This window comes from Pseudomonas sp. ES4 (assembly GCF_050586665.1).
Taxonomy (GTDB): domain Bacteria; phylum Pseudomonadota; class Gammaproteobacteria; order Pseudomonadales; family Pseudomonadaceae; genus Aquipseudomonas; species Aquipseudomonas frederiksbergensis.
In genome coordinates this window covers 443527-470078 of record NZ_JBOBDO010000001.1, presented here as the reverse complement: position 1 = coordinate 470078, position 26552 = coordinate 443527, and the positions used below count along the sequence as shown (strand labels likewise).

The 26552-nt window shown below is 59.8% G+C and carries 22 protein-coding genes, 1 tRNA gene and 3 pseudogenes; 13 read left to right on the top strand and 13 right to left on the bottom strand.

From position 1 onward, the window contains the following. Positions 1-156: 156 nt before the first annotated feature. The 3 genes from ACQ4OB_RS02115 to ACQ4OB_RS02105 are packed head-to-tail and all read left to right on the top strand — an operon-like array spanning position 157 to position 3722. Positions 157-816 carry a paraquat-inducible protein A gene (locus tag ACQ4OB_RS02115; RefSeq protein WP_074880340.1) on the top strand — a complete coding sequence of 220 codons (660 nt, stop codon included), beginning with the start codon at positions 157-159 and terminating at the stop codon, positions 814-816. Then, positions 803-1426 (top strand): paraquat-inducible protein A, encoded by a 624-nt coding sequence (locus ACQ4OB_RS02110; RefSeq protein WP_074880335.1) that lies wholly within the window; start codon positions 803-805, stop codon positions 1424-1426. The genes ACQ4OB_RS02115 and ACQ4OB_RS02110 overlap by 14 nt, the downstream gene beginning before the upstream one ends. Next, a complete protein-coding gene (locus tag ACQ4OB_RS02105; RefSeq protein ID WP_102615254.1) occupies positions 1419-3722 on the top strand; it encodes a PqiB family protein in 2304 nt (767 codons plus the stop codon). The genes ACQ4OB_RS02110 and ACQ4OB_RS02105 overlap by 8 nt, the downstream gene beginning before the upstream one ends. A gap of 216 nt (positions 3723-3938) precedes the next feature. Here the strand turns inward: ACQ4OB_RS02105 and mksF are convergent, their stop codons facing one another. The 3 genes from mksF to mksB are packed head-to-tail and all read right to left on the bottom strand — an operon-like array spanning position 3939 to position 8741. After that, a complete protein-coding gene (gene mksF / locus ACQ4OB_RS02100; protein WP_430955023.1) occupies positions 3939-6779 on the bottom strand; it encodes an Mks condensin complex protein MksF in 2841 nt (946 codons plus the stop codon). After that, entirely contained in the window at positions 6776-7477 is a 702-nt protein-coding gene (mksE, locus tag ACQ4OB_RS02095) for an Mks condensin complex protein MksE (protein ID WP_038981553.1), read from the bottom strand. Before mksE ends, mksF begins: the two co-directional genes overlap by 4 nt. Beyond that, on the bottom strand, positions 7467-8741 hold the full coding sequence (mksB, locus tag ACQ4OB_RS02090; protein ID WP_162493964.1) for an Mks condensin complex protein MksB: 1275 nt from the start codon (positions 8739-8741) through the stop codon (positions 7467-7469). The genes mksE and mksB overlap by 11 nt, the downstream gene beginning before the upstream one ends. A gap of 206 nt (positions 8742-8947) precedes the next feature. Here mksB and ACQ4OB_RS02085 point away from each other — a divergent pair, with 206 nt between their 5' ends. Beyond that, positions 8948-9697, top strand: a complete 750-nt coding sequence (locus tag ACQ4OB_RS02085; protein ID WP_076029755.1) for an energy transducer TonB — start codon at positions 8948-8950, stop codon at positions 9695-9697. Beyond that, complete coding sequence (rimI, locus tag ACQ4OB_RS02080) at positions 9690-10142, top strand: ribosomal protein S18-alanine N-acetyltransferase (RefSeq protein ID WP_074880319.1); 453 nt, start codon at positions 9690-9692, stop codon at positions 10140-10142. The genes ACQ4OB_RS02085 and rimI overlap by 8 nt, the downstream gene beginning before the upstream one ends. A gap of 107 nt (positions 10143-10249) precedes the next feature. On the opposite strand, the gene ACQ4OB_RS02075 is transcribed toward rimI, so the two are convergent. Next, positions 10250-10654: a serine kinase/phosphatase gene (locus ACQ4OB_RS02075; RefSeq protein WP_102615255.1), complete on the bottom strand. Its 405-nt coding sequence runs from the start codon at positions 10652-10654 to the stop codon at positions 10250-10252. 152 nt (positions 10655-10806) lie between these two features. On the opposite strand from ACQ4OB_RS02075, the gene can reads away from it, so the two are divergent. Then, positions 10807-11451 (top strand): carbonate dehydratase, encoded by a 645-nt coding sequence (gene can, locus ACQ4OB_RS02070; RefSeq protein ID WP_074880312.1) that lies wholly within the window; start codon positions 10807-10809, stop codon positions 11449-11451. A 7-nt stretch (positions 11452-11458) separates the two neighbouring features. On the opposite strand, the gene ACQ4OB_RS02065 is transcribed toward can, so the two are convergent. The 3 genes from ACQ4OB_RS02065 to ACQ4OB_RS02055 form a co-directional block, all read right to left on the bottom strand. Next, a complete protein-coding gene (locus ACQ4OB_RS02065; RefSeq protein WP_074880308.1) occupies positions 11459-11983 on the bottom strand; it encodes an SET domain-containing protein-lysine N-methyltransferase in 525 nt (174 codons plus the stop codon). 146 nt (positions 11984-12129) lie between these two features. Further along, complete coding sequence (locus tag ACQ4OB_RS02060; protein ID WP_430955022.1) at positions 12130-13302, bottom strand: hypothetical protein; 1173 nt, start codon at positions 13300-13302, stop codon at positions 12130-12132. Positions 13303-13486: 184 nt separating this feature from the next. Next, entirely contained in the window at positions 13487-13807 is a 321-nt protein-coding gene (locus ACQ4OB_RS02055; protein WP_074880302.1) for a hypothetical protein, read from the bottom strand. A 255-nt stretch (positions 13808-14062) separates the two neighbouring features. Between ACQ4OB_RS02055 and ACQ4OB_RS02050 the strand changes: the two genes are divergently transcribed. After that, positions 14063-15379, top strand: coding sequence for an MFS transporter (locus ACQ4OB_RS02050; RefSeq protein ID WP_430955021.1), 1317 nt, complete (start codon positions 14063-14065; stop codon positions 15377-15379). A 90-nt stretch (positions 15380-15469) separates the two neighbouring features. Here ACQ4OB_RS02050 and ACQ4OB_RS02045 read toward each other — a convergent pair whose 3' ends face one another. Continuing rightward, the gene (locus tag ACQ4OB_RS02045; protein ID WP_430955020.1) at positions 15470-15865 is read right to left on the bottom strand and encodes a DUF6124 family protein; all 396 of its coding nucleotides are present in this window, start codon (positions 15863-15865) and stop codon (positions 15470-15472) included. Positions 15866-16355: 490 nt separating this feature from the next. Here ACQ4OB_RS02045 and ACQ4OB_RS02040 point away from each other — a divergent pair. The 3 genes and pseudogenes from ACQ4OB_RS02040 to ACQ4OB_RS02030 form a co-directional block, all read left to right on the top strand. Then, a pseudogene (locus tag ACQ4OB_RS02040) lies at positions 16356-17180 on the top strand (PAS domain-containing protein); the annotation flags it as partial. Further along, entirely contained in the window at positions 17160-17720 is a 561-nt protein-coding gene (locus ACQ4OB_RS02035) for a methyl-accepting chemotaxis protein (RefSeq protein WP_430955027.1), read from the top strand. The pseudogene ACQ4OB_RS02040 and the gene ACQ4OB_RS02035, both read left to right, overlap by 21 nt. Before the next feature lie 21 nt (positions 17721-17741). Beyond that, a pseudogene (locus ACQ4OB_RS02030) lies at positions 17742-17931 on the top strand (flavin reductase); the annotation flags it as partial. 12 nt (positions 17932-17943) lie between these two features. On the opposite strand, the gene ACQ4OB_RS02025 reads toward ACQ4OB_RS02030, so the two are convergent. Together ACQ4OB_RS02025 and ACQ4OB_RS02020 are read right to left on the bottom strand one after the other, a co-directional pair. Beyond that, positions 17944-18312, bottom strand: a complete 369-nt coding sequence (locus tag ACQ4OB_RS02025) for a cupin domain-containing protein (protein WP_074880288.1) — start codon at positions 18310-18312, stop codon at positions 17944-17946. A gap of 77 nt (positions 18313-18389) precedes the next feature. Beyond that, on the bottom strand, positions 18390-19199 hold the full coding sequence (locus ACQ4OB_RS02020; protein WP_076029764.1) for an AraC family transcriptional regulator: 810 nt from the start codon (positions 19197-19199) through the stop codon (positions 18390-18392). A gap of 149 nt (positions 19200-19348) precedes the next feature. Between ACQ4OB_RS02020 and ACQ4OB_RS02015 the strand changes: the two genes are divergently transcribed. After that, a complete protein-coding gene (locus ACQ4OB_RS02015; RefSeq protein ID WP_076029765.1) occupies positions 19349-19990 on the top strand; it encodes a LysE family translocator in 642 nt (213 codons plus the stop codon). Between the two features lie 10 nt (positions 19991-20000). Next, complete coding sequence (ddlA, locus tag ACQ4OB_RS02010; protein WP_074880282.1) at positions 20001-21095, top strand: D-alanine--D-alanine ligase; 1095 nt, start codon at positions 20001-20003, stop codon at positions 21093-21095. 73 nt (positions 21096-21168) lie between these two features. Here the strand turns inward: ddlA and ggt are convergent, their stop codons facing one another. Next, positions 21169-23001, bottom strand: coding sequence for a gamma-glutamyltransferase (ggt, locus tag ACQ4OB_RS02005; protein ID WP_430955019.1), 1833 nt, complete (start codon positions 22999-23001; stop codon positions 21169-21171). Between the two features lie 120 nt (positions 23002-23121). Between ggt and ACQ4OB_RS02000 the strand changes: the two are divergent. Then, a pseudogene (locus ACQ4OB_RS02000) lies at positions 23122-23244 on the top strand (DUF2817 domain-containing protein); the annotation flags it as partial. Positions 23245-24199: 955 nt separating this feature from the next. Here the strand turns inward: ACQ4OB_RS02000 and ACQ4OB_RS01995 are convergent. Then, a tRNA-Met gene (locus ACQ4OB_RS01995) sits at positions 24200-24276 on the bottom strand. Positions 24277-24392: 116 nt separating this feature from the next. After that, positions 24393-26450, bottom strand: coding sequence for a methyl-accepting chemotaxis protein (locus ACQ4OB_RS01990; protein ID WP_074880273.1), 2058 nt, complete (start codon positions 26448-26450; stop codon positions 24393-24395). Positions 26451-26552 lie beyond the last annotated feature (102 nt).

Below are 26552 nucleotides of genomic sequence, written 5' to 3'. Positions count from 1 at the left end.
GTCAAGATTAAATTCCGAAACCCCTATCTGCGTATGCAGGTAGGGGTTTTGTTTTTGTCCGCGGGAAAGTGCCTTTCAGTTAAAGCACAAATTTGCACAGTTATTTTCGATCCATGACACTAGAATAGGTCCAACTTTTTCGGAGCCAGAGCCTTTATGCCAGAACCGGTTGACGCCCCAGGGCTGTCAGAATTACCGCTGGACGACTTGGTAGCGTGTCATGAGTGCGACTTGTTGATGCGTAAGCCCGTACTCGCCCATGGCGAGAAAGCCCTCTGTCCGCGCTGCGGCTACGAGCTCTACGCCCATCGGCATAACGTCGTACAGCGCAGTCTCGCGTTGGTTCTCGCCGCTCTGTTGTTGTACATCCCGGCGAACTTTTTACCCATCATGGAGCTCCATCTACTCGGGCAGTCATCGCACGACACCGTCTGGAGCGGCGTTGTTGGCCTGTTCGATACCGGAATGCAGGGCGTTGCAGTCGTGGTGTTTCTCTGCAGCATGGGAATCCCGCTGCTCAAGTTACTTTGCCAACTGGTTGTACTGCTGAGTATTCGTTTTGATATCGGACGCAGTTACGGCCTGTTGCTCTACCGCATTTATCACCATTTACGCGATTGGGGGATGCTCGAGGTCTACCTCATGGGCGTACTGGTGGCGATCGTCAAACTGGCAGATATGGCAGCAATTACCGTCGGGTTTGGCCTGGTGTGCTTCATCGGTTTGTTGTTGGTTCAGGTCTGGTTGGAGGTGGTGATGTCGCCCCATCAGATCTGGCAGGCTTTATCAGGAGAGGATGCCCATGCGGGCGATTGATGCAGGCATTCTGATTTGCGCCGAATGCCATGAATTGAACAAGCAGGAAGCCGAAACCGACGAGCAGGTCTGCACCCGTTGTGGTGCGCTGGTTCACGCCCGTCGTCCGAACAGTGTGATGCGTACCTGGGCGCTGCTGGTGACCGCCGCGGTTCTCTACATCCCGGCTAACGTGTTGCCGATCATGACCGTCAGTTCACTGGGGCAGGGCGATCCCAGCACCATCATGTCCGGTGTGATCCAACTCGTTCAGCACGGCATGATCCCCATCGCCGCCGTGGTTTTTATCGCCAGTATTCTGGTGCCAACATTCAAATTGGTGGGCATCGCACTGCTGCTGTTTTCCGTGCAGCGCCGCCAACCCCTGTCGGCTCGCCAACGTATTTGGATGTACCGCTTTATTGAGTTCATTGGCCGCTGGTCGATGCTCGATATCTTTGTAATCGCCATCCTGGTGGCGGTTGTGAATTTCGGACGGCTTGCCAGCATCGAAGCCAATCTTGGCGCCATCGCTTTCGCCAGTGTGGTGATTCTGACGATGCTTGCCGCAGTAACTTTTGATCCCCGACTGATTTGGGATAACACGGAGTCGGACGACGACCATGACTGATTTGCCTACAGCAAAAACCCGACCGGCCTCGAACTGGTCAGCTATTTGGGTGTTGCCCCTTATTGCCCTGATCATCGGCGGCTGGCTTGGCTGGCGAGCCTATAACGAGACCGGCATCGAGATTCAGGTGCGATTCGAAAGCGGTGAAGGCATTCAGGCCAACAAGACTGAAGTCGTCTATAAAGGTATGTCGGTCGGGAAGGTAAAGACCCTCAAACTCGATGACGAAGGTGCCTCCAAAGGCGTAATCGCTACCATCGAGATGAACAAGGACGTGGAGCCATACTTGCGGACCAGCACCCGTTTCTGGCTGATCAAGCCGAGTGTGACACTGGCCGGCATCACTGGCCTGGAGACACTGGTCTCGGGGAACTACGTCGCAATCAGTCCGGGCGAAGGCGAGCCGACGCGCAAGTTCAAAGCCCTGGCTGAAGAACCACCACTGTCGGACGCCCAGCCCGGTCTCCACTTGACCATCAAGGCTGATCGTCTCGGTTCACTCAATCGCGGTAGCCCGGTGTTTTACAAGCAGATCAAGGTCGGCCAGATCAAAAGTTATCTGCTGTCCGAAGACCAGAGCACCGTCGAACTCAAGGTTTTCATCGAGCCCACCTACGCCAAACTGGTGCGCAAACACACGCGTTTCTGGAATGCCAGCGGCATCAGCATCGACGCCAACCTGTCGGGTGTGAAAGTGCGCAGCGAGTCCCTGGCCAGCATCGTTGCCGGCGGTATCGCGTTTGCCACGCCGGAGAACCGCAAGGACAGCCCGCCCACCGACCCGAGCCTGCCGTTTCGTCTCTACGAAGATTTCGATGCGGCGGCGGCCGGTATTCGGGTCAAGGTCAAACTCAGCGACTTCGAAGGCATGCAGGCGGGTCGCACACCGGTAATGTACAAAGGCATCCAGGTCGGCAATCTGAAAGCGCTCAAGGTCGATCCTGATCTATCCAGTGCCACCGCCGAATTGACCCTCGATCCTCTGGCCGAAGATTACCTGGTCGAAGGCACCCAGTTCTGGGTGGTCAAACCGTCGATTTCGCTTGCCGGTATCACCGGTCTCGAAGCGTTGGTCAAAGGTAATTACATTGCCGTGCGTCCCGGGGACAAAGGCGCCGCACCGCAGCGCGAGTTTGTCGCACGGCCGAAGGCACCCCCGCTCGACTTGCGTGCGCCAGGATTGCACCTGGTGCTGTTCACCGAAAACCTCGGCTCGCTGGAAGTCGGCAGCCCGATTCTCTACAAGCAGGTCAAGGTCGGTTCGGTCCAGAGTTATCAGTTTTCCCGCACCAAAAAACAGTTGGTGATTGGTGTTCACATCGAGAAGGAATACGAAGGGCTGGTCAACGCCTCGACACGGTTCTGGAATGCCAGCGGCATCACGCTCACCGGCGGGTTGACCGGTGGAATCCAGGTCAAAAGTGAGTCGCTGCAAAGCCTGATGGCTGGCGGCATTGCCTTTGAAACCCCGGAAGCCAAGGCGCCGTTGCAGAAGCGGATTCCACGTTTCCGTTTGTTCACCAGTCATGATGAGGCGACGCAAAAAGGCGCCGTGGTGACGATCAGGGTTGATCGCGCCGATGGCCTGCACAGCGGCACACCGATTCGCTTCAAAGGCCTGGATGTTGGCAAGATTGAAGACGTCGACCTCAGCGATGACCTGCAGTCGGTGCTGCTGACTGCACGAATCACCGAAGTGCCGGAGCGTATCGCCCGGGTCGGCAGTCAGTTTTGGGTCGTCAAACCTGAACTGGGTCTGATCAAGACATCCAACCTGGAAACGCTGGTCACTGGCCAATACATCGAAGTAGAACCGGCCGCGAAAAACCTCGGTCCGCAGAAGAACTTCGTGGCCCTGAGCAATCCACCGGAAACCGCTAAACAGGAAGCCGGTTTGAGTCTGGTGTTGAGCGCTGCTCGCCGTGGTTCGCTGAAAACAGGTGTGCCGGTCACTTATCGCGAAATCACCGTGGGCAAGGTGACAGGCTATGAACTCGGCCAGACGGCGGACCGTGTGTTGGTGCACATCCTGATCGAGCCGAAGTACGCGCCGTTGGTGCGCAGCGGCACGCGTTTCTGGAACTCCAGTGGTTTTGGTTTTGATTACGGCTTGTTCAAAGGTGCGACGATGCGTACCGAATCGCTGGAGACCCTGATTCAGGGCGGTATCGCTTTCGCCACACCGGACGGCGAGCGCATGGGCAGCCCGGCGCGACCTGAGCAAACGTTCCCGCTGTTCGATAAGTTCGAAGACGAATGGCTGACCTGGGCGCCGAAGATTTCAATCGGTAAGTAATCTATCGGCGTCTGCGCTGCCGCCTTCGCGAGCAAGCCCGCTCCCACAATGGATCGGTGACATACACAAAATCTGTAAATGACACTGATCCATTGTGGGAGCGGGCTTGCTCGCGAAGAGGCCCTCAAGTTCACTCAGCTTCAAGAATGTACCCACAAGTAAAAAGGCCGCGATCCATTGGATCGCGGCCTTTTTAATGCCTTCGATTAATGCAAATCAGACGGCATCCAGCTCCGGCTCATCCGCTTCAACAATAACGGCAGCCTTCACCTCATCGTGACGACGGATGTACTTCCAGTCCGCCTCGTCGATGTAGATCCCGTTCGGCCCGCTGCCACCTTCCAGGTCGATGGCGACACTGGCGCAGACCTGCGGCTTCACACTCGCCAGGATCGGCACGAAACCCAGTTGCAGACTGGTTTCCAGCAGCGCTGCCTGGTTCTTCTCGTCGATGTCCGCTGCCTCGTCGAGGTAGTACGGCAGGCGCACGCGACCGGCCTGGTCGCGGTCCATCAAGTGCAGCAACAAGTACATGTTGGTCAGCGCCTTGATGGTCATGGTGGTGCCGTTGGATGCCGCGCCGTCGATGTCGGTGTGAATCACCGGCTGGCCGTTGACCTTGGTGATCTCGAACGCCAGCTCGAACAGGTCCTTGAGGCCGAGCTGGTTGTGATTCGCCGCCACCAGCCGCGCCAGGTATTCCTTGGCTTCTTCGTTCTTGTTGTCCTGATCGGCGCTTTGGCTCAGGTCGAAGACCGAAAGGGTTTCACCTTCTTCGTACTGGCCGGCGCTGTGAATGATCTGGTCGATGTGCTTGAGCGCTTCCTTGTTCGGCGCGAGCACGATGCGGAAGCTTTGCAGGTTCGAGACCTGACGCTTGTTGATCTCGCGGTTGAACAACGCTAGTTGATGCTCAAGGCTGTCGTAGTCGCTGCGGATGTTGCGCAGGGTCCGGGCGATGTCGGTAACGGCCGCGCGACGGGCCTTGCCAAGGGTCAGTGCTTCGTCGGTGCGGTGCGCGTACGCATTGATCAGCAGTTGCAGGCGGCGCTCCATGTCGTCTTCGCTGTCGAACTTGGCCACACCCTTGAGACGGACCTGAGCGTACAGCGCCTCGATCTGACCATCGCTGCGCTGCAAACCCTGCCAGCTGTCCTGATAGTCGTTGAGCAGCGGCAGCAGGTTGTCCATGGAGTCGTCGATCGGGTCCATGAACGGCGTACCGAACGGCAGGTCCGCGGGCAACAACTGACGGCGGCGCAGTGCATCGTCGAGGGTGCGTTGCTTGGCCTCCATGTCACCGATCTGCCGGCCGACCAATTGCAGCTTGGCCGACAGTTGCTGGACGCGTTCGGTGAAGGCGTCGCTGGAGCGTTTCAATTCCTCCTGAGCGGCTTCCATCTGTGCCAATTGCTCAAGCTTGTCGCCTTCCTCGGCGCTCAGGGTTTGCGCGCGGCGGAAGTCTTCCAGGGCTTTCTGCGCATCCAGCACTTGCTGGTACAGCGCTTCGGTCTGGGTCTTGCTCGCGGCGCGGTCGGCGGCCACGGCAGCTTGAGTTTTCAGTTGCTTGAGTTCTTTGTCCAGGCGCTCTTTCTGATCGCGCAGCGCTGCGCGGTCAGCCAGGGCTTGCAGGGCCGGCGGCTCGATGTGCGAGATGTCGATGGACAGGCCCGGTACTTCGAAGCGCTCGCCTTTGAAGCCATCAAGAATCAGCTCCATGGATTTGACCCACTGACCGTCCTCGTCCAGCGTAATACCGTGTTCGCCCAGCGGAAGGCTGAACAGTGCGCTGTTGAACAGACGCATCAGGCGCTCGACATCCTGTTGCGAGAACTCCTCGCGCAGACGGGCGTAGCTGTTGTTGTCGGCGTGATCGAGTTGCTGCTTGACCGACTTCAGGCGTTTTTCCAGATCCCGCAGACGCTCTTCTAGGTCTTCGGCAGAGAACTGTCGCGACTGCGCCAGCGCACCGGCCAGTTCATCGTGCGCGTCCTTGGCCGCGAGCAACTGCTGCTCCAGGACTTTGACGTCATCGACCAGCGCGAAGCGATGCTTGAGCACCGACAATTCGCCGAGCCAGCGCTGGATGCCGGTGATTTCCCGCTCCAGGCGCATCAGCTCCTGAGTGCCGCCGCGCTGATCGTTTTGCAGCGCGTCCTGCTCGTTGCGGTAGTGCTCGGCCTGAATCGTCAGTTCTTCCTTGCGCGCACTGGCGTAGTCCGACCAGGTGCCGAGCAGGGAATCGAGTAGCGGCGAGATCCGGTGCAGTTTGCCGCGCAGGATATTGCGCTGGGTCACGCCTGCAGCAAGGGCTTCGACCAACGGGCCGGCGGTGACCAGTGAGTTGTAGTCCTGCTCCATGCGTCGTACATCGCGGAACGCTTCTTCGCACGCGGCGATGTAGTCGACGCTACCGGAACGCAGGCTGTGTTCGAACGCATCGAGGAACAATTGCTTGAGCTTGGCCGCGGTGATTTCGCGCATGTGCAGCAAGTTGATGAACAGTGCGCGGAACGTCTTCAGGCTCTGCTCGCTGGTGGAACGCAGCGGGATCAGCGTCAGGTCCAGCGGGATCGAGGTGTGACCGCCGACCAGCAAGCGACGCAATTCATCAGGTTTGAGTTCGTAGGCTTTCAGGCCTTCGCGCTCAAGGTTGGTGAACAATTCTTTCTGACGCAGGCAGGTGTCGTTTTTCTGGTAATGGGCCAGGTCCAGTTTGCCGGCGTAGGCAAAGAACTGGTGACCGAAACCACCGCCCGGGCCGCGACCGACCACACCAATCACATGTGGACCGTGGGGCAGCGAGACTTCGACCAGGATGTAACTGGTGTCCGAGGCGAAGTAGAAGCGCCGGGATTGTTCCAGGCTGTACTTGCCGAAACTCATGTCCGACATGCGCGCCAGGATCGGGAACTGCAAGGCGTTGATCGAGGCGGATTTACCGAGGTTGTTCGCGCCGTAAACCGACAGCGGTTCTTCCAGAGGGAACAGGCCGAGGCTGTAACCGGCGGTGTTCAAAAGGGCAAAGCGGCGAATGCCGTAGCGTTCCTTGCTCATGCGTCGGTCTCCTGTTCTTCGGCAATGGCGCGGGCCATGGCGTCTTCTTCGCTTTCTTCTTCGAAGTCACTGAGGTCTAGCGGATCATCGGTTTGCAGCAGCTTTTCGTCGCTGTCGTCATCGATCAGCACCGGAACCGGCAGAGGCAAGACGCTGTGCAGGCTGGCGGCCAGATCACGGTCCTGCTGGACCGACAGGCAGACATCGAGGAAACGGTGCATCGGCGGCAGGAAACGATAGATGCCATTTTCTTCACCGGCAAAACCGAGCTGAGTCATGCGGCGCATGATTTTTTCTTCGAGTTCTTCGACGGTCTGCACTTCGGCCTGGATAAACAGGTCGCGGTATTTCTCCAGTAGCGATGGCAATTCATCGCGACCGAGGCTGCCGCCGTCGAGCACGGCGACCGGGTCGCGGCCCTGATCGGCCAGATGTTCGACGAGGATGAAGGTGAACAGCGCCAGGCGTTGCGCGGTCTTGTTCACCGCCGCCGCGGCGAGGTCCGGGACGAAGTAGTAGAAACCACGGGTGTCGCAGACCAGTTCGAAGCCCAACGCCTTGAACAGCGTGCGGTACTGGTCCTGGAAGTTCGACAGTTGCGCGTACAGCTCCGGGTCGCGGCGGCTGACGTGATAGCCCTTGAACAGCTCGCGAAAGATCGGCGCCAGCTGGGACAGTTCGTTTAGATCAAGATGCATGTGGGATGCTCGCAGAATCCTCGGCGGTGTCGCGGGCCGAGAGCAGGGCGAAGGAGCGCAGGCTGACCTGATGCTCGTGAGTGTGGTAATCGCGGCGTTCCAGACGCTCGCGTGTGAAGCGCTTTTCCCGCGACAGGCGCGAGAACCAATAAAGCAATTCGTCGGTGGCGCCGTCCGGTTCCTGCTCCAGTAGCCAGGTCATCAGGTCCGGCATCGGCAGGGCGTCTTCGCAACGTTCGAGCATTTCCCGAACCGTGCGGGGCGCGCGCGGCGCTTCGCCTTTCTGAGTCTTGTGGGCCTTGGGGAAGCGCGCCGGTTTCGGCTCGAAACGGGCCAGCGCATAAACGTAGGCTTCGACCTGACTGGCACTGCCAAGGAAGGTGCTTTGCGGGCGGGTGAACATCGGCATCGCCGCTTGTGGCACCGCATCGATACCTTTGCGACGAATGGCCGACAAGGCCAGCGCCGCGCCACGGGTCACGGCGTTGTGTCGACGGGCTTCTTCACGCAGCGGCAGCAACAGCTCGCGGGCATGACGCAACGTCAGCTGGGCGCTGGTCTGCATTTCGAGGATGCGCGCGTGGGTGCGCAGCAGCATGTCGTCATCGACCAGATGGCCGAGGCGTTGCTGCTCGGTGAGCATTTTCAGCAACACGTTCTCGACCTTGCGCACGCCTTGTTCGAAGGCGCCGTCGGCGTTTACCAACTGAATCATCGGCTCGACGTATTCGTCCCAGGTCGCCAGTACTTCAGCGTAACGCTGACGCAGGGGAATCTGCCGGTCGCTGGTCTTGGCGCGCTCGGCGACGGCCACCAGGGCCTGTTCGTCGTTGGCGAGTTTTTTCAATACATCCCGTACGCGCATGTCGAGCAGGCGCAACTGGCGCGCCAGGTCGTGGCCGTCGCGGATGTCGAAGGCGTCCTGGATATAACCGGCCAGGCGTTCGAGGTGGCGCAAATAGGCTTCGATTTCCAGGCACAGGCCCAGACGGTGCTCACGGCGCAGGTAGGCGAGGAAGTCGTGGATCTGCGCGTTGAGCTCAAAACGGTTCGGGCTTTTCGCCACGGGAACCAGAATGTCGAGGCGGATCCACACGTCCAGCAGGCTGGTGATGTCCTGCGGCGTACTGTCCAGTTGCTGGGCGGCCAACTGTGAACGCAATTCGTTGAGGCTCAGGGTGCCTTGGTCGAAGTGCTCGCACAGTGGCTCCAGAAGTGCCCAGTGTTCAGCGAGGGCGCGCAAGACGCGCTTGGGTTCGATCATCGGAATGGCCGGCTGGTTGGCGATTAAAAGTCGCGATTGTACTGCATCAAGCCCGTTGCGATTCACTCTCGGGACGGACAGTTGGCTTTCTATCGATCAAGCGTGGGCGATCTTGAGCGAAGGGCGGTAGAATCACCGCACTTTAGTTATCCACAAGTGGCCGACCTTTGCTTATCGAGTCCCGTCGTCGCGCTTATTTGACCGCCATGCAGGTGGTCAACTGGCTGCCGCGCACCGAATTGCCCTTTGCTGCGCCCTCGCGCCCTGAGTTGCTGGAGATGCCCGAGCCGTTGGTCGTCGCGCCGGTTGCTCCGGTTGCGCCCGCACCTGTGGCTGATTCGCCCGTGGAACCGCTGGTCAAACCGGCCGAGCGGGTGAAAATCGAGGTGCCGCGGCCATCGTTGGCCAGCACGCGCACGAACGCCAAGGTTGAAGAAGAGGCCGCTCCGGTCGTGGCCAGGGCGCCCGTCGTGCCGCCACCGCGTTTCGCCCTGCAATTGTTGCGGGCCGGGCGTTGCCTGCTGCTGGTGGAGTTACCCACAGGCGAATCGTTCCAGACCCGCGACCCTGCCTATCTGTTGCTCAAAGACATGCTGCGCGCCGCCGGCCTGCCGGACAGCCCGCAGATCGTCGGCGAGCCGGTGCGTTGGCCGCTGTTGTCTCGGGGCACCATGGATCAAGGCCCGGAAGCGGCTCGCGACTTCGTGCAAGGTTTTCTCTCGGCCCGGCTGGAAGACGCACCGTGCGTCTGCGTGTGGCTGATCGGCCTGCCGGCGGTGCGTTTCGCCGGTGAGGCGAACGCCGAATCCTTCAACCGTGAACTCCAGGTCGACGGCCTGGGCTCGGTCTGGGCCCTGCCGGGTCTGGAATTATTAATGGAAGAGCCACAGCGTAAGGCTGATGTCTGGCAAGCCATGCGTCGGCTGATGGCGCGTTGGAAAGAATCGAATGAGTGACGCTGTATCGTTCCGCCCGATGACCGAGGCGGACCTGGACGCTGTACTGAAAATCGAATACGCGGCTTACAGCCATCCCTGGACGCGCGGGATTTTTCTCGATGGGCTGGGTAAATATCAGATATGGCTGATGTTTGAAGGCGAGCAGCAGGTCGGCCACGGGGTGGTGCAGATCATCCTTGATGAAGCGCATCTGCTGAACATCACCGTCAAGCCGGAGAACCAGGGCCGTGGCCTGGGCTTGACGCTGCTGGAGCATTTGATGTCCCGGGCGTATGACGCCAAGGCGCGGGAATGTTTTCTGGAAGTGCGCGACAGCAACCGTGGCGCGTTCAAGTTGTATGAGCGTTATGGGTTTAACGAGATTGGTCGGCGGCGCGATTACTACCCGGCGGTGGGTGGGCGTGAAGATGCCGTGGTGATGGCCTGCACTTTGGTCGATTGAGCTACAGCGAATGTGGCGAGGGAGCTTGCTCCCGCTGGGCCGCGAAGCGGTCGTGAAATTTTACGACTGCTTCGCAGCCGAGCGGGAGCAAGCTCCCTCGCCACAGATCAACGATTACCGTCCATCGGATCCCGCCGCGCCAGTTCCTCTTCATCCAGCCCGTTCCCTCCGCCAATGTCGTCTGCATCGACAATGCTCAAATCCCAATCGGCTTGGCCCCCTTCACCCGCTTCGTGGGCGTCCCGTGCGCCGTCTTCACGGATCAGGGTTTCCGGGCTCATGTCGTCGTCGGTAGACTCATGGTCATCGGTCGAGGCCCCGGTCATGCCGGCTTCACGTACGCGTTCGCGAGGCATCAGGCGTTCACGCTCCGTTTGCGTCAGCTCGTCGCCGATTTTGGCGCTGGGTTCTTCCTCGTCGAAATCCAGCTCATGCATCGAGCCCATGCGGTCTTCGTTGTCATCGATGGGCTCGGGTTGAGTCGCATCGAACGGACGTCGTGAATCAGTCATGGCAATTCCTCATACTGTAGGCCTTACTAGGGTGGACCCTCTGGGCTGCTGAGAATTCCTCCGGCATGGAAAACCGGGTATCTGCATCTGGCGCGTGACCCCGACAGAGGGTTGTCTGTCATAGAAGCGCATCATTCTCGAGGCTTCATTGCATGAACGAATTACAAGATCTGATTGATAACAACGAGCGTTGGGCTGACGCGATCACCAAAGAAGATCCTGATTTCTTCGCCAAGCTGGCCCGTCAGCAAACCCCGGAATACCTGTGGATCGGTTGCTCCGACGCCCGGGTGCCGGCGAACGAGATCGTCGGCATGCTGCCCGGCGATCTGTTTGTACACCGTAATGTGGCCAACGTAGTGCTGCACACCGACCTCAATTGCCTGTCGGTGATTCAGTACGCAGTCGATGTGCTGAAGGTCAAACACATCCTCGTGACCGGCCACTATGGCTGCGGCGGTGTGCGCGCCTCAATGCAGGACCGTCAGCTGGGCCTGATCGACGGCTGGCTGCGCTCGATTCGCGATCTCTATTATGAGAAACGCGAGGAGCTCGCCAAGTTGCCCACTGAAGAAGAGCGGGTCGACCGCCTCTGCGAATACAACGTCATCCAGCAAGTGGCCAACGTCGGGCACACCAGCATTGTGCAAAATGCCTGGCATCGCGGGCAGAGCCTGTCGATTCACGGCTGCATCTATGGCATCAAGGACGGTCGCTGGAAAAGCCTGAACGCCACCATCAGCGGTTTCGAGCAATTGCCGCCGCAATACCGTCTGCGTCCGGTCGAGGCGTTGTAACGACCCTTCAGCATGGACTTCGCCGGCGCCAGTGTTGAAGAAACAACTGGCCGTCGGCGTTCGGCGATTCATCGTAGCCGGTGATCCAGCCACGGCAGTCGAATGAGCCGCACTGGCAGGCGAACTGACGCATGAGTTTGTCTTCGGTAGAGGCGTAGTCCATCGTCAGTCGATCGCCTTTTTTGATGTCCTTCAGCGCCCACAACCATAGCTCGCTCATGTCGAGAAATACGTTTGGGTCGCAGGAGTGTCGCAGCAGCCCGCAGAAGCGCGGGTCATAGACATGGATGCCATGAGCCAGTTGCCGGGTATGCCGACAGCGATACGGCAGCAGGTGCCCCGACGCCCGACAAATTCGGCTGATGCGTGGAAAGTCCCGAAGCACTGCGACGGCTGCCGCCGATCCGTGGGTGTTGTCGATAATCTCGAAGTCGGCCCTGGAGGGGAATCCAAGGCGAACGGGCAGCTCCGCAAATGGATAAATCCCATCGGGTGGTTGTGCAAGCGTGTCGTGCGCGGCGTGGGTTTTCATAACGATCCTTGTCGGCTGGGTGCTGCGAACTCTCCATCAGCTGACGATCCTGTCAGCCCTGCAGCACATGGGTGCGATTCAAGCCTCTCGCAAATGAAACGGCGGGTCTACTGTCATAACTGACAGTAGACCCGCCGTTCATCGTTTTATAGCGCCGGGGTAGGGATCGCGGTCTCGGGGACCGGTGCTTTCAGCTGTTTGAGCTGAGATTTGATCGGCGCCGTTGCGCACTTGGCCACGGCTTTGTCGGGCGACAGGTTGCGAATCGAGGTGTAGAAAAGCTCGCAGGTTTTTTCTGCCTGGGCCACTTGCCAGGTTTGGGTGCAACTTCTCAGTTCAATGTCGGGATTAGTGTCCGGTTGGCGGCCCATCGCGGCCTGCCAGCACGCGGCACTCAAATCCTGGCCCATGACTTTAAGGCCCGCCGTGTCGGCCTTGGCCTGTGCATCTTTGCCGGTATAGCTTTCCGGGTCGGCGGCGTACCAAATGTAGCTTGGGTGGTTGGAACCCAGAACGGGCACTTTCACCCCGTCGCTCGGACTGATGCTGACCAGGCCCAGCACGTTCACGGTCGGCCCGTATTGCTGCTTGATCCAGTTACGCACCGGCGCGCCGAAGGCGACCATCGGCAACGCCGCACCACTGGCGTTCTGGCTGAGTTGCTTGACCATGGTGGTCTGGTAGTCCTTGAAGTAGTCGTAGACGCCTTCCAGATCCTTGCCGGCGTTGGATGGCGCGGCAATCGGTGCAATGTCGATGATGGTCTGGTAGCCCGGCGTCTGGTCGGCCGGAATTCCGTTGACAGTCAACAGTGTGGCCCAGCGATCGGTGGTGGCGGATCGCAGGTAATCCTGAGCCTGGGTCAGCGAATAGTCGGGTGGGAAGTGCAGCAGTTCAATGCTTTTGCGGTTTTCCAGGGCCATGCCCAGTGGCAGGAACAGATACCAGCTGTAAGCCCACTTGCCATCGGCATTCAGCTTGCTGGCGCCGGTATAGGCCAGATCACCGGCATCGAGTAACGCCGCCAGCGGTTTTTCATAGCTGCGGGGTACTCCGGTGATTTCGGCGTAGAGCTGATTATTATCGGTTTTGACCAGCACTTTCGCCGCGCTGTAACCATCGCGCTGCACGCTTTGGGTCAGGTAATGCTCGACCGTTTGCTCCAGCGTCCAGTTGCGAAAGCAGATCACGTTGCAGTTGTTGGGGTAAGCGAAGAGGCGGGTGACGCGTTCGGTACTGCCCAGCTTCAGGCCGATATCGGCATGGGCGGCGGCACTCAGGGTGAGGGCCGCGAGGGTGAGTGCTGCGAATTTGAACATGCTCAGATCCTTTTCAGCGTGGTCCCGTTGATTGGGGTACGCGCCATACTGGATCAGCGGCGTTACACAGAATAGTGGTTGCGAGTAGTTTTTTTGCGTAAGACCTGCAGTTGGATGCCAGGAACCCTCGGTTATGGAGTCCGGCCCGGGCTTGATGTCTATGGGCCGGATGGAGATTGATGCGTTACAACAGCTTTAGTGCCAGGTGAGTACCGGCGCGCAAGTACTCGACCTGGGCCAATACGGCATCCTTGACGATGGCCTCTCCTGTATCGGTCAGTTTGGCTTTTTTGGCATCGATGATGGACGTTTGCGTCAATTGCATGACTACATCCATCGCTTTTTGAAGGGCGGTCAAATTGTTGTGCTGGCCGAATTCGCGGACGACAGCGTCCATACGGCGATCTGCGTCATCACGCAGCTTTTTATACTCAACGACTGAAACCCTACCGTCCTGGTAAATCTCGTTAATCATCTCTTCCAGCGTTTTCGAAATTAAAGACATGTGTTTGTTCATCCTTGGTCAGTGCTGTCTTGCTTTAAAAAGTGTGTGAGCTGTCGGAGTTTACTCAGCAATTTATAGGTTGGAGATAAGACCTCTCCGGGTTTCATGTCAGGCGCAATCGAACCTGTCCGTAGGATAAATCCAGGCGTTTTTCGAAATTTTACGCGTCCAGGACTTTGGTCCAACGGGTTGTCCGTTGGCGCGTTTGCGTAGACCATGGGCGCCTTGGTTTTTGCCTATGCCAGAGTCCTTTTCATGACTGCCAACACTCACTCGCATCCGGCGCCGTTCACCCGCTCGGATTACAAGACCCTCGGCCTTGCGGCCCTTGGCGGTGCGCTGGAAATCTACGATTTCATCATTTTCGTATTTTTCGCCCTGACCCTCAGCCAGCTGTTCTTCCCACCGGAAATGCCTGAGTGGCTGCGACTGCTGCAAAGCTTCGGGATCTTCGCGACCGGTTATCTGGCGCGGCCGTTGGGCGGGATTCTGATGGCGCATTTCGCCGACCGACTGGGCCGCAAGAAGGTCTTCAGCCTGAGCATCCTGATGATGGCGCTGCCGTGCCTGCTGATCGGCATCATGCCGACCTACGCTCAAATCGGTTATTTCGCCCCGCTGCTGCTGTTGGCGCTGCGAATCCTCCAGGGCGCGGCGGTGGGTGGCGAAGTGCCGAGCGCCTGGGTGTTCGTCGCCGAGCATGCACCGGTCGGGCATCGCGGTTATGCCCTCGGTTTCCTGCAGGCCGGGTTGACGTTTGGCTACCTGATCGGTGCACTGACGGCGACCTTTCTGGCGCAGGCATTCACCCCGGCGGAAATCCTTGATTACGCCTGGCGCTATCCGTTCCTGCTGGGCGGCGTGTTTGGCGTGATCGGCGTCTGGCTACGCCGCTGGCTCAGCGAAACCCCGGTGTTCATGGCCATGCAGGCCCAACGTGATGCGGCCGTCGAACTGCCGCTGCGCACGGTCTTGCGTGAACACCGCTTGGCCATGCTGCCAGCGATGATCCTCACTTGCGTACTGACCTCGGCGGTGGTGGTGTTCGTGGTGATCACCCCGACCATGATGCAGAAAACCTTCGGCATGACCGCCAGCCACACCTTCGCCCTGAGTGCCTTGGGCATTGTTTTTCTGAATATCGGCTGTGTGCTCGCCGGGCTGCTGGTCGACCGCATTGGCGCCTGGCGCACGGTGATGTTCTATAGCTTGCTGCTGCCTTTGGGTATTGGCGTGCTTTATACCTGCCTGATCATCGGAGGCAGCTGGGTCGGTCTGGCGTACGCGGTGGCAGGCCTCGGTTGCGGGGTGGTCGGCGCAGTGCCGTCGGTGATGGTTAGCCTGTTCCCCGCACGGATTCGCGTCTCGGGGATTTCCTTCACCTACAACATTGCCTACGCCGTGTGGGCGAGTATCACACCGTTGCTGCTGATCGGTCTGATGCCGTGGAGCCCATGGATCTGCGTGATCTTCTGCGCGGTAATGGGGACAGTGGGGGTGAGCTGTGCCGCGTATTTCGGGGCGCGGATGCCTAATGTCGGGAGCCGCCGCGTGGCTCCCTGCGCTCAGTGACAGTCGGCGCATTTCGGCGTAGCGGGGGAGCGGAAAAAAGAATGGGCACGCCAACCAGGTTGGGTGCCCATTTTTTTATGGGGTGGCGGATTAGATGACGCGGCTTTGTTGCTTGGCGAAAATCGCCGCTATCTCGGGGTCATCCAGATGATCCCGCATTCTCTCCACCAACAAATGCACACCGTCGGCCATTCGGCTGAGCGCCAGGGCTACGGAGCGGCGGGAACCGTCCACATCGTCGGCGAGGTTGGCGGCGATGGCGCTGATGGACAGCAAATCTTCCGAGGCATTGGCGAGAAGGGTTTCAGGGTTGATGCCCGGGCTGACGCTGAAGAGCTGGCCGCTACGTTTGGGTGGTTTGGGGTCGGCTGGCGGGAAGTGATGGTCGAGGGCGCGCTCGGCGGCTTCGTGAAGCTTGTTCGAATCGAGGGATTCGTAGGGCGATGCCGGATCGGTGTCCGGTGGATTGGGTGTGACCTTGAACATGGTAACTTTTCTATAGTAGGGCCGTGACCATCTCGCGACTAAACGAAAAGGAGGCGGCTGTGCGCAAGTTAGTCGACCGGTAAAGCCACCAAAACCCGGCGCGCCCGAAAGCGCCATGCGCACAGCCACCATCAAGTGCAGGCGAACCTGACTGGATAACACTTGTGCAACCGTTGATGACTAGCCGGGCGACTAAACCCGATCACTGATGGGCAGTGACAGGAACCAAGTTACCGACCGCCCCCAAGGCGCACAAGCCGGCGGATTCTGGCGTAGCCGTAGGCAATGACGCAAGGTGTTGTAGCTTGCAGGAAGTAACCTTGAGCCGTTTTCAACAAGTGCTGTCGAGCGGTGTTTAATGTCCGGAAATGTTGTGAAGAAACGATGTTCGACAACCATTAGGCTTCTGGCGACAAGACGCACATCAACATGCCTAACTATTTTTGTAGGACAACCCTGAAACACTCTTCAGAAAATATCCTTTAGGCCGATGGCTAGGCTGCATGCCGCTTTCTTTCCCTGTCCATCGGTGTATCCCATGTTCAACAAACGCTTGAAGCAGGAGCTGTCGGCTCTTCGCGAAGAACTCTCCAGCCTCCAGCAAGTGAAGGAAAGCCTGGAAAGCGAGATGCTGGTCCTGACCCTCGATGCCGATGGGCGGATTCAATCGGTCAACCAGAACTTCATCGGCGAGATGCTTTACAAAAGCAACGACCTGATAGGGCGACACATCGAAGACATCGTCCCGGCCCATGTGAAGTCGGACGAATTCCACAAGCGCTTCAAGGTCGCACTGACCCGTGGCGAGCACTTTGCCGGCACGGTGCGTTTGTTGCGCGGCAATGGCCAGGAAGCCTGGCTGCGCTCGATCGTGCAGCCGGTTCGGTCCGCGGAGGGCCGGATCAAGCACTTCTCGATTTACTCCAGTGACCTGACCCGCACCATCGAGGCGTCTCGTGAGCATGAGAACCTGATCGGCGCGCTTGTGCGCTCCACGGCAGTGATCGAGTTTGACCTCAATGGCAACGTGCTGGCGGCCAACGAACGGTTCCTCAGTGGTATGGGTTACAGCCTGGCGCAAATCCAGGGCAAACATCACCGCATGTTCTGCGAACCCGAGGATTACAACAGCACCGCGTACCAGGACTTCTGGCGCTGCTTGAATGCAGGCGAGTTCGTCGCCGCCCGTTTCAAGCGCATCGACAGCCACGGTCGCGTGGTCTGGCTGGAGGCTTCCTACAATCCGGTGGTCGATGCCAACAACAAACTCTACAAAGTGGTGAAATTCGCCACGGTGATTACCGATCAAGTCAATCAGGAGCAAGCCGTCGCCGAAGCCGCCAACATTGCCTATAGCACCTCGCAGCAAACCGACAGCAGCGCGCAGCGCGGGAGTGCGGTGGTGACTCAGGCGGTCAACGTGATGCGTGACCTTGCTTCGCACATGCAAACCGCCGGGGAAGGCATCGAAGCGCTGAACGAGCAGTCGCTGGTGATCGGCACCATTGTCAAAACCATCAGCGGGATTGCCGAACAGACCAACCTGCTGGCGCTCAACGCGGCCATCGAAGCGGCTCGGGCCGGGGAACAGGGACGTGGCTTCGCGGTGGTGGCGGATGAGGTCCGGCAATTGGCTTCGCGCACCAGCCAGGCAACCGATGAGATTGTCGGCGTAGTGCGGCAGAACCAGGACATGGCGCGCAACGCCGTGGCGCTGATGACCGAGGGCAAACTCCAGGCTGAACAGGGGCTGGCGCTGGCGGCAGAGGCGGGGACGGTGATTGTCGAAATTCAGGATGGTGCACAGAAAGTGGTGAACGCGGTCGGGCAGTTTGCCAATCAGCTAGCGACTTGATGCCTGCCATCGCGGCGTGAATCGCACCAGCAATACGATCTGTTTCTGGCTGAGGTGATTCCCGCACAGGCAGACGAGCGAGTGTTCAGTGACGGTCGCTGGCGCTTCGAAGGGCAAGATGCATTGCGCACCTTGCACCTTGCACCATGGGGCGGGCCGGCACTTCCTGAAAATCGGCGATCCAGCGGACGGCAAAACCTTGCCGCCGTAAGCCGCCTGCCTTTCACACCCAAACGTCATTTTGCGCAGTGCGCTCGCCACCTTCGCTCCCGGTGTTCAGCACACCCTTGGGCTCGATCAGCAGGAGTTTCACCTCCTGCTCGGCGAACGGTTTGTGCTCGACACCTTTTGACACCACATACATTTCGCCGGCGTTCACCAGCACGTGGCCATCGCGAAAGTCGATCCGCAATTGTCCTTCGAGGACGATGAAGGTTTCGTCGGTATCCTGGTGATCGTGCCAGATGAAATCCCCCAGCAGCTTCACCACCTTGAACTGGTAGTCGTTCATTTCGGCGATGACCCTGGGCGTCCAGTACGGCCCGATCCTGGAAATTTTCTCAGCGAAATTAAGGCTTTCGTAAGCGTTCATGCAGCAGCTCTCGTGGTTTGATCGTGCATCCACGATAGCCGGCGTATCGGTGAGCTTCTTGAACGATTGTGCGTGGCTCAGCGGCGGTGCATTTTCATCCAGCGTGCCGGCGACAAGCCGTAGGTTTTGCTGAATTGCCGGGTCATGTGGCTCTGATCGGTGAAGCCGGCGATCAGCGCGGCGCTGACCAGTGACTGGCCCTGGATCAACAGCGAGCGGACCAGGTCGAGGCGGCGCATGGTCAGGTATCGATAAGGGCTGGTGCCGAACAACAGGCGAAAATCCCGCGACAGACTCCAGCGATCGCGGCCGCTGTGTTGCGCCAGTTCTTCCAGCGTCACGGTGCGATCCAGTGCGCTGTGGATGAATTCGCGCGCGCGTTCGGCGGCCACGTAGTCGAAGCTCTGGCGTGTGGCAGGCACGCCGGAAACGCTGTTCAAGGCTTGGGCCAGATCGAACAGCGCGTCTTGCTCTTCCAGAGGTTCGAGGGGGCAATCGAGGCTTCGCAGCAGCACGGCGGTGGCGGTGAACAAACGTGGATCGGCTGACAGGCCAGTCTTGATAAACGGCAACGGCTGGCCGCCGAGCATTTGCTGGATCAGCGCCGGTTCGATGTACATCATTCGGTACTGGAACCCGGTCTCGGTGCCGGCTTCGCCATCGTGAACTTCGTCCGGGTGCAGCACCATGGTCCCGCCCGGCAGACTGTGGCGCCAGCCACCGCGGTACTGAAAACTCTGCACCCCGGCCAGTGTATGGCCAATGGCGTAGGTATCGTGACGGTGAAGGTCGTAGCCGTGTCCGGCAAAAAACGCCTCGAAACGCTGAAGCCCGCCAACGTCGGGCGCGCGGTGGAACCAATCGATGGGAGGCGTGTGCTTGGCCATGGTGGTGTTGCCTTGAACTCAATGCTGAACACGTTACCCCACTGACCAACCGCCTGTCTGCTGCCGATCGAATCACCCGGCCGGTAGAAATAACCCGACTAATGTTGCAAGGTGTTGCATGTTTTTAAGCCACGAAGGCGCTCCACATCATGGAAATATCCCACCTGAGCTACGCTGCCCCGTTGTTGTCATTGGCGCTGTTGTGGACGGTTGCGGTGGTGACGCCGGGGCCGAACTTCTTCAACACCGCGCAACTGGCTGCCAGTTGCTCCCGGCGCCACGGGGTCGTCGCCGCACTCGGCGTGGCCACGGGCACGGTGCTTTGGGGGTTGGCGGGTGGTCTGGGCATCAAGTCGCTGTTCAGCGCAGCGCCGACGCTCTACCTGAGCTTCAAGATTGCCGGCGGTTGTTACCTGATCTATCTGGGTTTGAAGCAGTTCAAACGCAAACCACCGAGTGTGCCGGGCGATAACGGCTCGCTGAATGTCGCCGGTCGCACGCTGCTCTCGGCTTATGGCCGGGGCTTTGTGGGCAACATGACCAATCCCAAGGCCGCGCTGTTCGTTGCGACAATTTTCGCTACGGCCATGCCGGCCTCGCCGCCACCGATGTTGCTGGCGCTGGCCGTGCTGACCATGGCGACCTTGTCATTCAGTTGGTATTGCAGCGTGGCGCTGCTGTTCGCCAGCCGGCGGGTGGCGGGTGCTTATGATCGTTCGCGTAAATGGCTGGATCGCTTCGCCGGCAGTTGCTATCTGCTGTTCGGCGCGCATCTGGTGGCCAATCGTTGAGGAGTTCTGAATGAGCAAACTGCGGGTAGGTATTATTTTTGGCGGCCGTTCGGCTGAACACGAAGTGTCGCTGCAATCGGCGAAAAACATCGTCGATGCGCTGGACCGTTCGCGCTTCGAGCCGGTGCTGATCGGCATCGACAAGCAAGGCCACTGGCACCTGAATGACCCTTCGAATTTCCTGCTCAACCAGGAAAACCCGGCGCTGATCGCCCTCAACCAATCCAACCGCGAACTGGCCGTCGTGCCGGGCAAGGCCAGTCAACAATTGGTGGAAACCTCCAGTCAGGAAATGCTGGGACACGTCGATGTGATCTTCCCGATCGTCCACGGCACCCTGGGCGAAGACGGTTGCCTGCAAGGCTTGCTGCGCATGGCCGATCTGCCGTTTGTCGGCTCCGATGTGCTTGGTTCGGCCGTCTGCATGGACAAGGACATCAGCAAGCGCCTGCTGCGTGACGCCGGGTTGGCGGTTACGCCGTTCGTCACCCTGACCCGCGCCACCGCAGCGCGCACCGGGTTCGCCGAGGTGCAAGGCAAACTCGGCTTGCCGCTGTTCGTCAAACCGGCGAACCAGGGATCTTCCGTGGGCGTCAGCAAGGTGAATGACGAAATCGAGTACGCGGCAGCAGTGGAGCTGGCCTTGGGTTTCGATGAGAAAGTACTGGTCGAATCCGCCGTCCGTGGTCGCGAAATTGAGTGCGCGGTACTCGGCAACGATGACGCCATCGCCAGCGGTTGCGGCGAAATCGTGGTGCGCAGCGGATTCTATTCCTACGACAGCAAATACATTGACGCTCAAGCGGCGGAAGTGGTGGTGCCGGCAAACATCAGCATCGAAGCCAGTGAACGCATCCGTGCCCTGGCCGTCGAGGCATTCCAGGTGTTGGGTTGTTCCGGGCTGGCGCGGGTCGACGTGTTCCTGACCGACAGCGGCGAAGTGCTGATCAACGAGATCAACTCGTTGCCCGGCTTCACCCGCATCAGCATGTACCCCAAGCTATGGCAGGCCGCCGGTATGACGTACAGCGAGTTGGTCAGCCGATTGATCGACCTCGCGCTGGAGAAGCATCAGGCGCGACAGGCGCTGAAGATCTCTCGCTAGGCTGAATCAGGTTTATCAGGCGTAAAAAAGGGCCTACCTCCCGGTAAGCCCTTGCTCATTTACCACGTAAGACTCAATCCCCCAACGCCGCCCCCTCACGCCGCGGATCGGCCCCGCCCGCCAGCGACGTTTTCCCTTGCGCGTCCTTGACCCGCACAATCGCCTGGGTCCCGCTGGTCATGTCGATCTCGTTCACGCTGTGGCCTTTGTCTTTCAGCGTTTGAATCAGCGCCGGGCTGAACTGCCCCTGTTCCAGTTCGGTCGGGCCGTTGCGGCTGCCGAAGTTGGGCAGGCTGATGGCGGTTTGTGGGTCGAGGTTCCAGTCGAGCAGGCCGATGGTGGATTTGGCGACGTATTCGATGATCTGCGAGCCGCCGGGGGAGCCAATGGTGGCGAGGAATTCGCCGCTCTGACGGTCGAAAATCAGGGTCGGAGCCATGGAGGAGCGGGGGCGTTTGCCGGGTTCGACGCGGTTGGCAACCTTTTGGCCATTCTCTTCGGGGATGAACGAGAAGTCGGTCATCTGGTTGTTGAGCAGGAAACCCTGAACCATCAGGTGCGAGCCAAACGCGGACTCCACGGTGGTGGTCATGGACACGGCGCCGCCTTCGTCATCCACCGCCACCACTTGCGAGGTGGAGATGCGCAGCGGCGAGCGGTCCGGTGCGTAGGCGACCTGAATGCCCGGCGGGGTGCCGGGTTTGGCCGTGCCCATGCTGCGATCGCCGATCAGGGCCGCGCGGTCGGCCAGATACGCAGGGGCCACCAGACCTTTGACGGGGACGGGCACGAAGTCTGCGTCGGCCACGTACAGCGCGCGGTCGGCGTAAGCCAGGCGCTCGGCCTCGGAGATCAGGTGCACGGCTTCAGGCGCTGGTTCGATGCCCGCAGGTTTGTTGGTCTTGATCGGTTTGAGCGGCGCCAGCGCAAAACGCGGGTCACGGGTTTCCAGGGCCTGCAAGGTGCCGAGGATCTGCGCCACGGCAATTCCGCCCGACGACGGTGGCGGCATGCCGCAGACCTGCCAGCGTTTGTAGTCGGTGCACAGCGGCGCGCGCTCCTTGGCGCTGTAGCCGTTGAGGTCGTTCAACGACAGGCTGCCCGGGTTGGCGTGGCCCTGAACCTTGGCGACGATCTCTTGTGCGACGGTGCCTTTGTACAACGCATCCGGTCCTTCCTTGGCAATGCGTTTGAACACAGCCGCCAGCGCCGGGTTTTTCAATTGCGTGCCTGCGGCTTTCGGGCTGCCATCGGCATTCAGGAAGTAGGCGGCCATGTCCGGCGAGCGTCGAATGGACGAATCCGAAGCGATCAACTGGTGTAGGCGTGGCGAGATGGCGAAACCTTGATCCGCGAGTTTGATCGCCGGTTCGAACAGCCGCGCCCACGGCAGACGACCGTGTTTCTGATGGGCCAACTCAAGGGCCCGCATCACGCCCGGTGTCCCGACTGAACGACCGCCAATCTGCGCCTGGGTGAACGGCATCGGTTTACCGTCGGCTTGCAGGAACAGCTTCTCGGTGGCTCCGGCCGGAGCGGTTTCGCGACCGTCATAAGTGCGCACCGCCTTGCCATCCCAAAGCACGATAAATGCACCACCGCCAATGCCTGAAGATTGTGGCTCGACCAGGGTCAGCACGGCTTGCATCGCAATCGCGGCATCGATTGCCGAACCACCCTGACGCAACATCTCCCGCCCAGCCTCGGCCGCCAGCGGATTGGCCGCGGCTGCCATGTGTTTCGAGGCGTATTGGGTCTGCAGGTCGGCGCGATAACCTGACGCGGCTTCGGGCGCGACAGGCAACGTTGAAGTGGTCGGGGCGCTACAGGCTGCGAGGGTTAAAGCTGCGGCGATCAGCGAAAAGGCTGACAGGCGATAGCGGCTCAAGTGAAAGGCTGAGAACACGTGGGGGCACTCCGTCCGTGGGAAAGATCAGGGGACTTTATCGGCCGAACGGAAGCGACGCAAACCACGCGCGCTGCCGCAGGTGCGGTCGATGCCACTTTGTGATCGAGTGCGGGACGTATCAAACTGAATCTGATTGAGCAGCTCTATCCCGCCGACAGTGACTGGCAGGCGATGGTCTGGCTGCGGACCTGGCAGATCTGGGGGTGGGCGTTACCAACATTGTCGGCAATGCGTTCCTGACGGGATTGGCGCGGACGTGGCCTCTCTTTGCCCGAACTCGTGCGGTTCAAATTCTCCTGCAACCGCAGCAGGCTTTCTTCGCCTACGCGGATGAAGCCGCTGCGGGGCTGATCCAGGTCGAGGATGAGGGTGAAGACCATGGCAATCAGCACCGCGAAGATGGCCGTCGAGCCGTGCCGTCGACGGTGGCCCAGGCCATAGCTGTAAGCGATCAAACCCAACGCGCCGATGGCCACCACGAACAGCAGATTGATGACGGTTGCCGGGACATGATTGTCCTGCTCGGCGCGACGCTTTTCATTGACACTGTAGACGTCGGTCAACGACTGGATCATCAGGTTCATGGCGGCTGTCGCTTCGCCCTGGGCCTCGGCGGCGGTGGCCAGATTCCATAACTGGTCCTCGATCGTCCGCGACGATGCGCTGGCCGCCTTCAGCAGTTTCTCGTCCGTGCCGGCGCGCAGGTACTCAATCCGCGCCGAGACATACTCCTTGAGCAGCGCTGTCACCTTCCCGCGCAGGTCAGGCGGCAGCAACTTCGCTCGCAGATAGGTCGAGCCGATTACCGTGACTTCATCTTGAATCAGTGTCTTGCGCGCTTCGAAACGTGAAGTGGCCATGGCGAAGTTGAAACCCAGCAACAACGCGAGCAAAACGAGGAGGGCGGTTTGCAAAACGGTGAGGTGGGATCGGGCCGAATCACTGCTGTGGGTTCGGTGATGACGGCCGAGACGAAAAGCGAGTTCCAGCACCACGCAGAAAATGGCGACCGCGATGAAAAACACAATGATCTCGTCCAGGCCCCAGTACATAGGGTGGTCTCTCTGCGTTTAGCTTTGGCGTTAACTGTAGGAGAGAACCGCGAAGTGTGGGGACTAACCGCCCTGTGGACAGGGAGCACTTTTCTCGAGGCATAAAAAAACGGCCTACCTTTCGGTAAGCCGTTTTTAGTACTTGGTGGCTACACAGGGACTTGAACCCCGGACCCCAGCATTATGAATGCTATGCTCTAACCAACTGAGCTATGTAGCCAAGTGGCGCGCATTATTGGCTCGTAACGGAGATGTGTCAAGCGTAAATCTAAAATATTTCTCTACGCTTTCAACCGCTTATCCGCCTGACCCGAAAAAACGGGCCAGGGGAGGGCGTCAACTGAGCTGAAATCTCCCGGTATTGGCACTCAAGGCCTTGCTGCCCTGGCTCAAGGTGTCCGCTGCCAGGTTCACCGCCCGTGCGCCTTCGAGCAAGCGTACTGCCGCCTGATCGACTTGCTGGATATTGCCGCTGACCTCGTCGGCGGTGGTCGCTTGCTCGTCGACCGCTGTGGCGATCTGCGCCAGGGTATCGGTGACGCTCTGCACGGCACTGGCGATTTCCCCCAGGCGTTCGCCGAGGCCAGTGACGGCCTGGGCGTCGGACTGAGCCTGGCCGCAAGCGGCTTCCATCAGGCTCACCGCTTCGTTTACGGTGTTGCGCAGGCTGTCGACAGTCCCGGCAATCTGCGCGGTGGAGGACTGGGTGCGTTGCGACAGGCTGCGCACTTCATCGGCCACCACCGCAAAGCCACGACCTTGCTCACCGGCGCGAGCGGCCTCGATGGCGGCATTAAGTGCCAACAAGTTCGTCTGCTCGGCAACCCCGCGGATGGTGTCCACCACCAACTGAATCTGCTGTCCTTGCTCACTGACCCGGCCCAATGCTGCCGCGGTATCGTTCAAACGCTGATTGAGTTGCTGAATACTCGCCGTCGTGCGCAGGCTGTCACGGCTGCTGTCGGCGGCAATGCGCTGGGTATGCTGAGCGCTGCCGGAGGCCTGTTCGCAACTCTGGGCGACGCCTTGAGAGGTCGCCGCCAATTGCGTGGCTGCCGCGGCGATCTGGCTGATCTGCAACTGCTGGGCTTCGACTTCCCCCAAGGCGCCGCTGGAGTGATGGTTAAGGGTGCGCACCGCGTTGCTCAGCTGCAAGGTTTCATGATCAACCCCCAGCAGGCTGTTGCGCAGTTGCACCACCGCGACGTTGAGGGCGGTGCTGATGGCGGCCAGCTCGTCGCGGCCTTCTACCGGTACTTGCAGGCTCAGATTGCCGTCGCGCAAGGCTTCGGCCAGCAGGGTAATGCCGCTGGCGCTACGACGGATCGAGGCCTGCAAGCAGATGAACAGGTACAGCGCGGCCAGCAGCAGGCAGCCAAAAATGCTCGCGACCAGGATGAACTGGCGGATGGCAGAGCCGTGGTAATAGTCCAGACGTTGATCCAGCGACACCAACGATTGCTGACGCAGCGAAGCGAGGTCGGCGAGCAGGGTGTCGAGGCTGCGTTCGAACTCGTCCGGCTTGAGCTTGATGCTGCCGCCGAACACACCGTCATCGAGGACTTTCAACTCGGCATCCAGGTGCTTGAGGCTGTCATGGTATTGCCCGGCCCAGGCCTGCAATGCGCTGGGTAGTCGCGCTTCGAGCAGGCTGGCGGTTTTGACCAGTTGCTCCCGGGCGTCACCGATGCGGCTGCGCAAGTCCCGCAGTTGCAGACGACTTTGCAGGGTGAACTGCCCGGACACTACAGAGGCCTGACCAACGCTGGCGAGACGGCCGACGCGTTCGATCAGGTCCGGCGCGTGCTGCGTGGAGATCTGCGTCAGCAGATAGGTTTCCAGCCACGGCGCCAGCGTCAGGCGATTGTCCATGGCAATCTGTTCGCGCAAGGCTTGCAGAGCGCTCAAGGCATTGGTGAAACGATCGTAACCGTCCGGCCACCAACCGACGCTGCTCAGGCTTTTCGAGTCCAGGCCGTTGAGGGCGCTTTGCAGCGCTTGAAAACGGGCCAGGGTTTCGCCCTCGGCGCCTTCGGTTTGCAGTGCGTTGCCGAGGTCCATGGTGGCTTGGGCGACGGCGGGCTGAACCGTATCGAAAGCCGCCATCGCCGCGATCGTCGCGGGTGTCGGCTGACGATTGGTTTCCGTGGCGCGCCAGCGAGCCGCGCGATCACGCTGAGCGGCGAGCAGATTATCCAGAGCGTCCAGGGCGAGCAGTTGCCGAACCCCGGCACGTTCGCCGGAGATCAGGTTCAGTTTGTCGCGATAGTCTTGACCGATCATCCACAGGCTGCCCGTCAACGGCAGGATAAACAGCAGAAACAACAGCTGAAATTTGCGTGCGAAGCCAAAACGCCCCAGCAACCCGATCCCCGGTGATAAAAAAGCCTGCATGCCCCATGACTCCTCTGGACACCACGCACCATTGGCGTGCGTCGCAACCGTTGCGGTCGCGACCTGTGCCCTTCTAAAAGGCCTCGAAAGTTCACCCTTGCC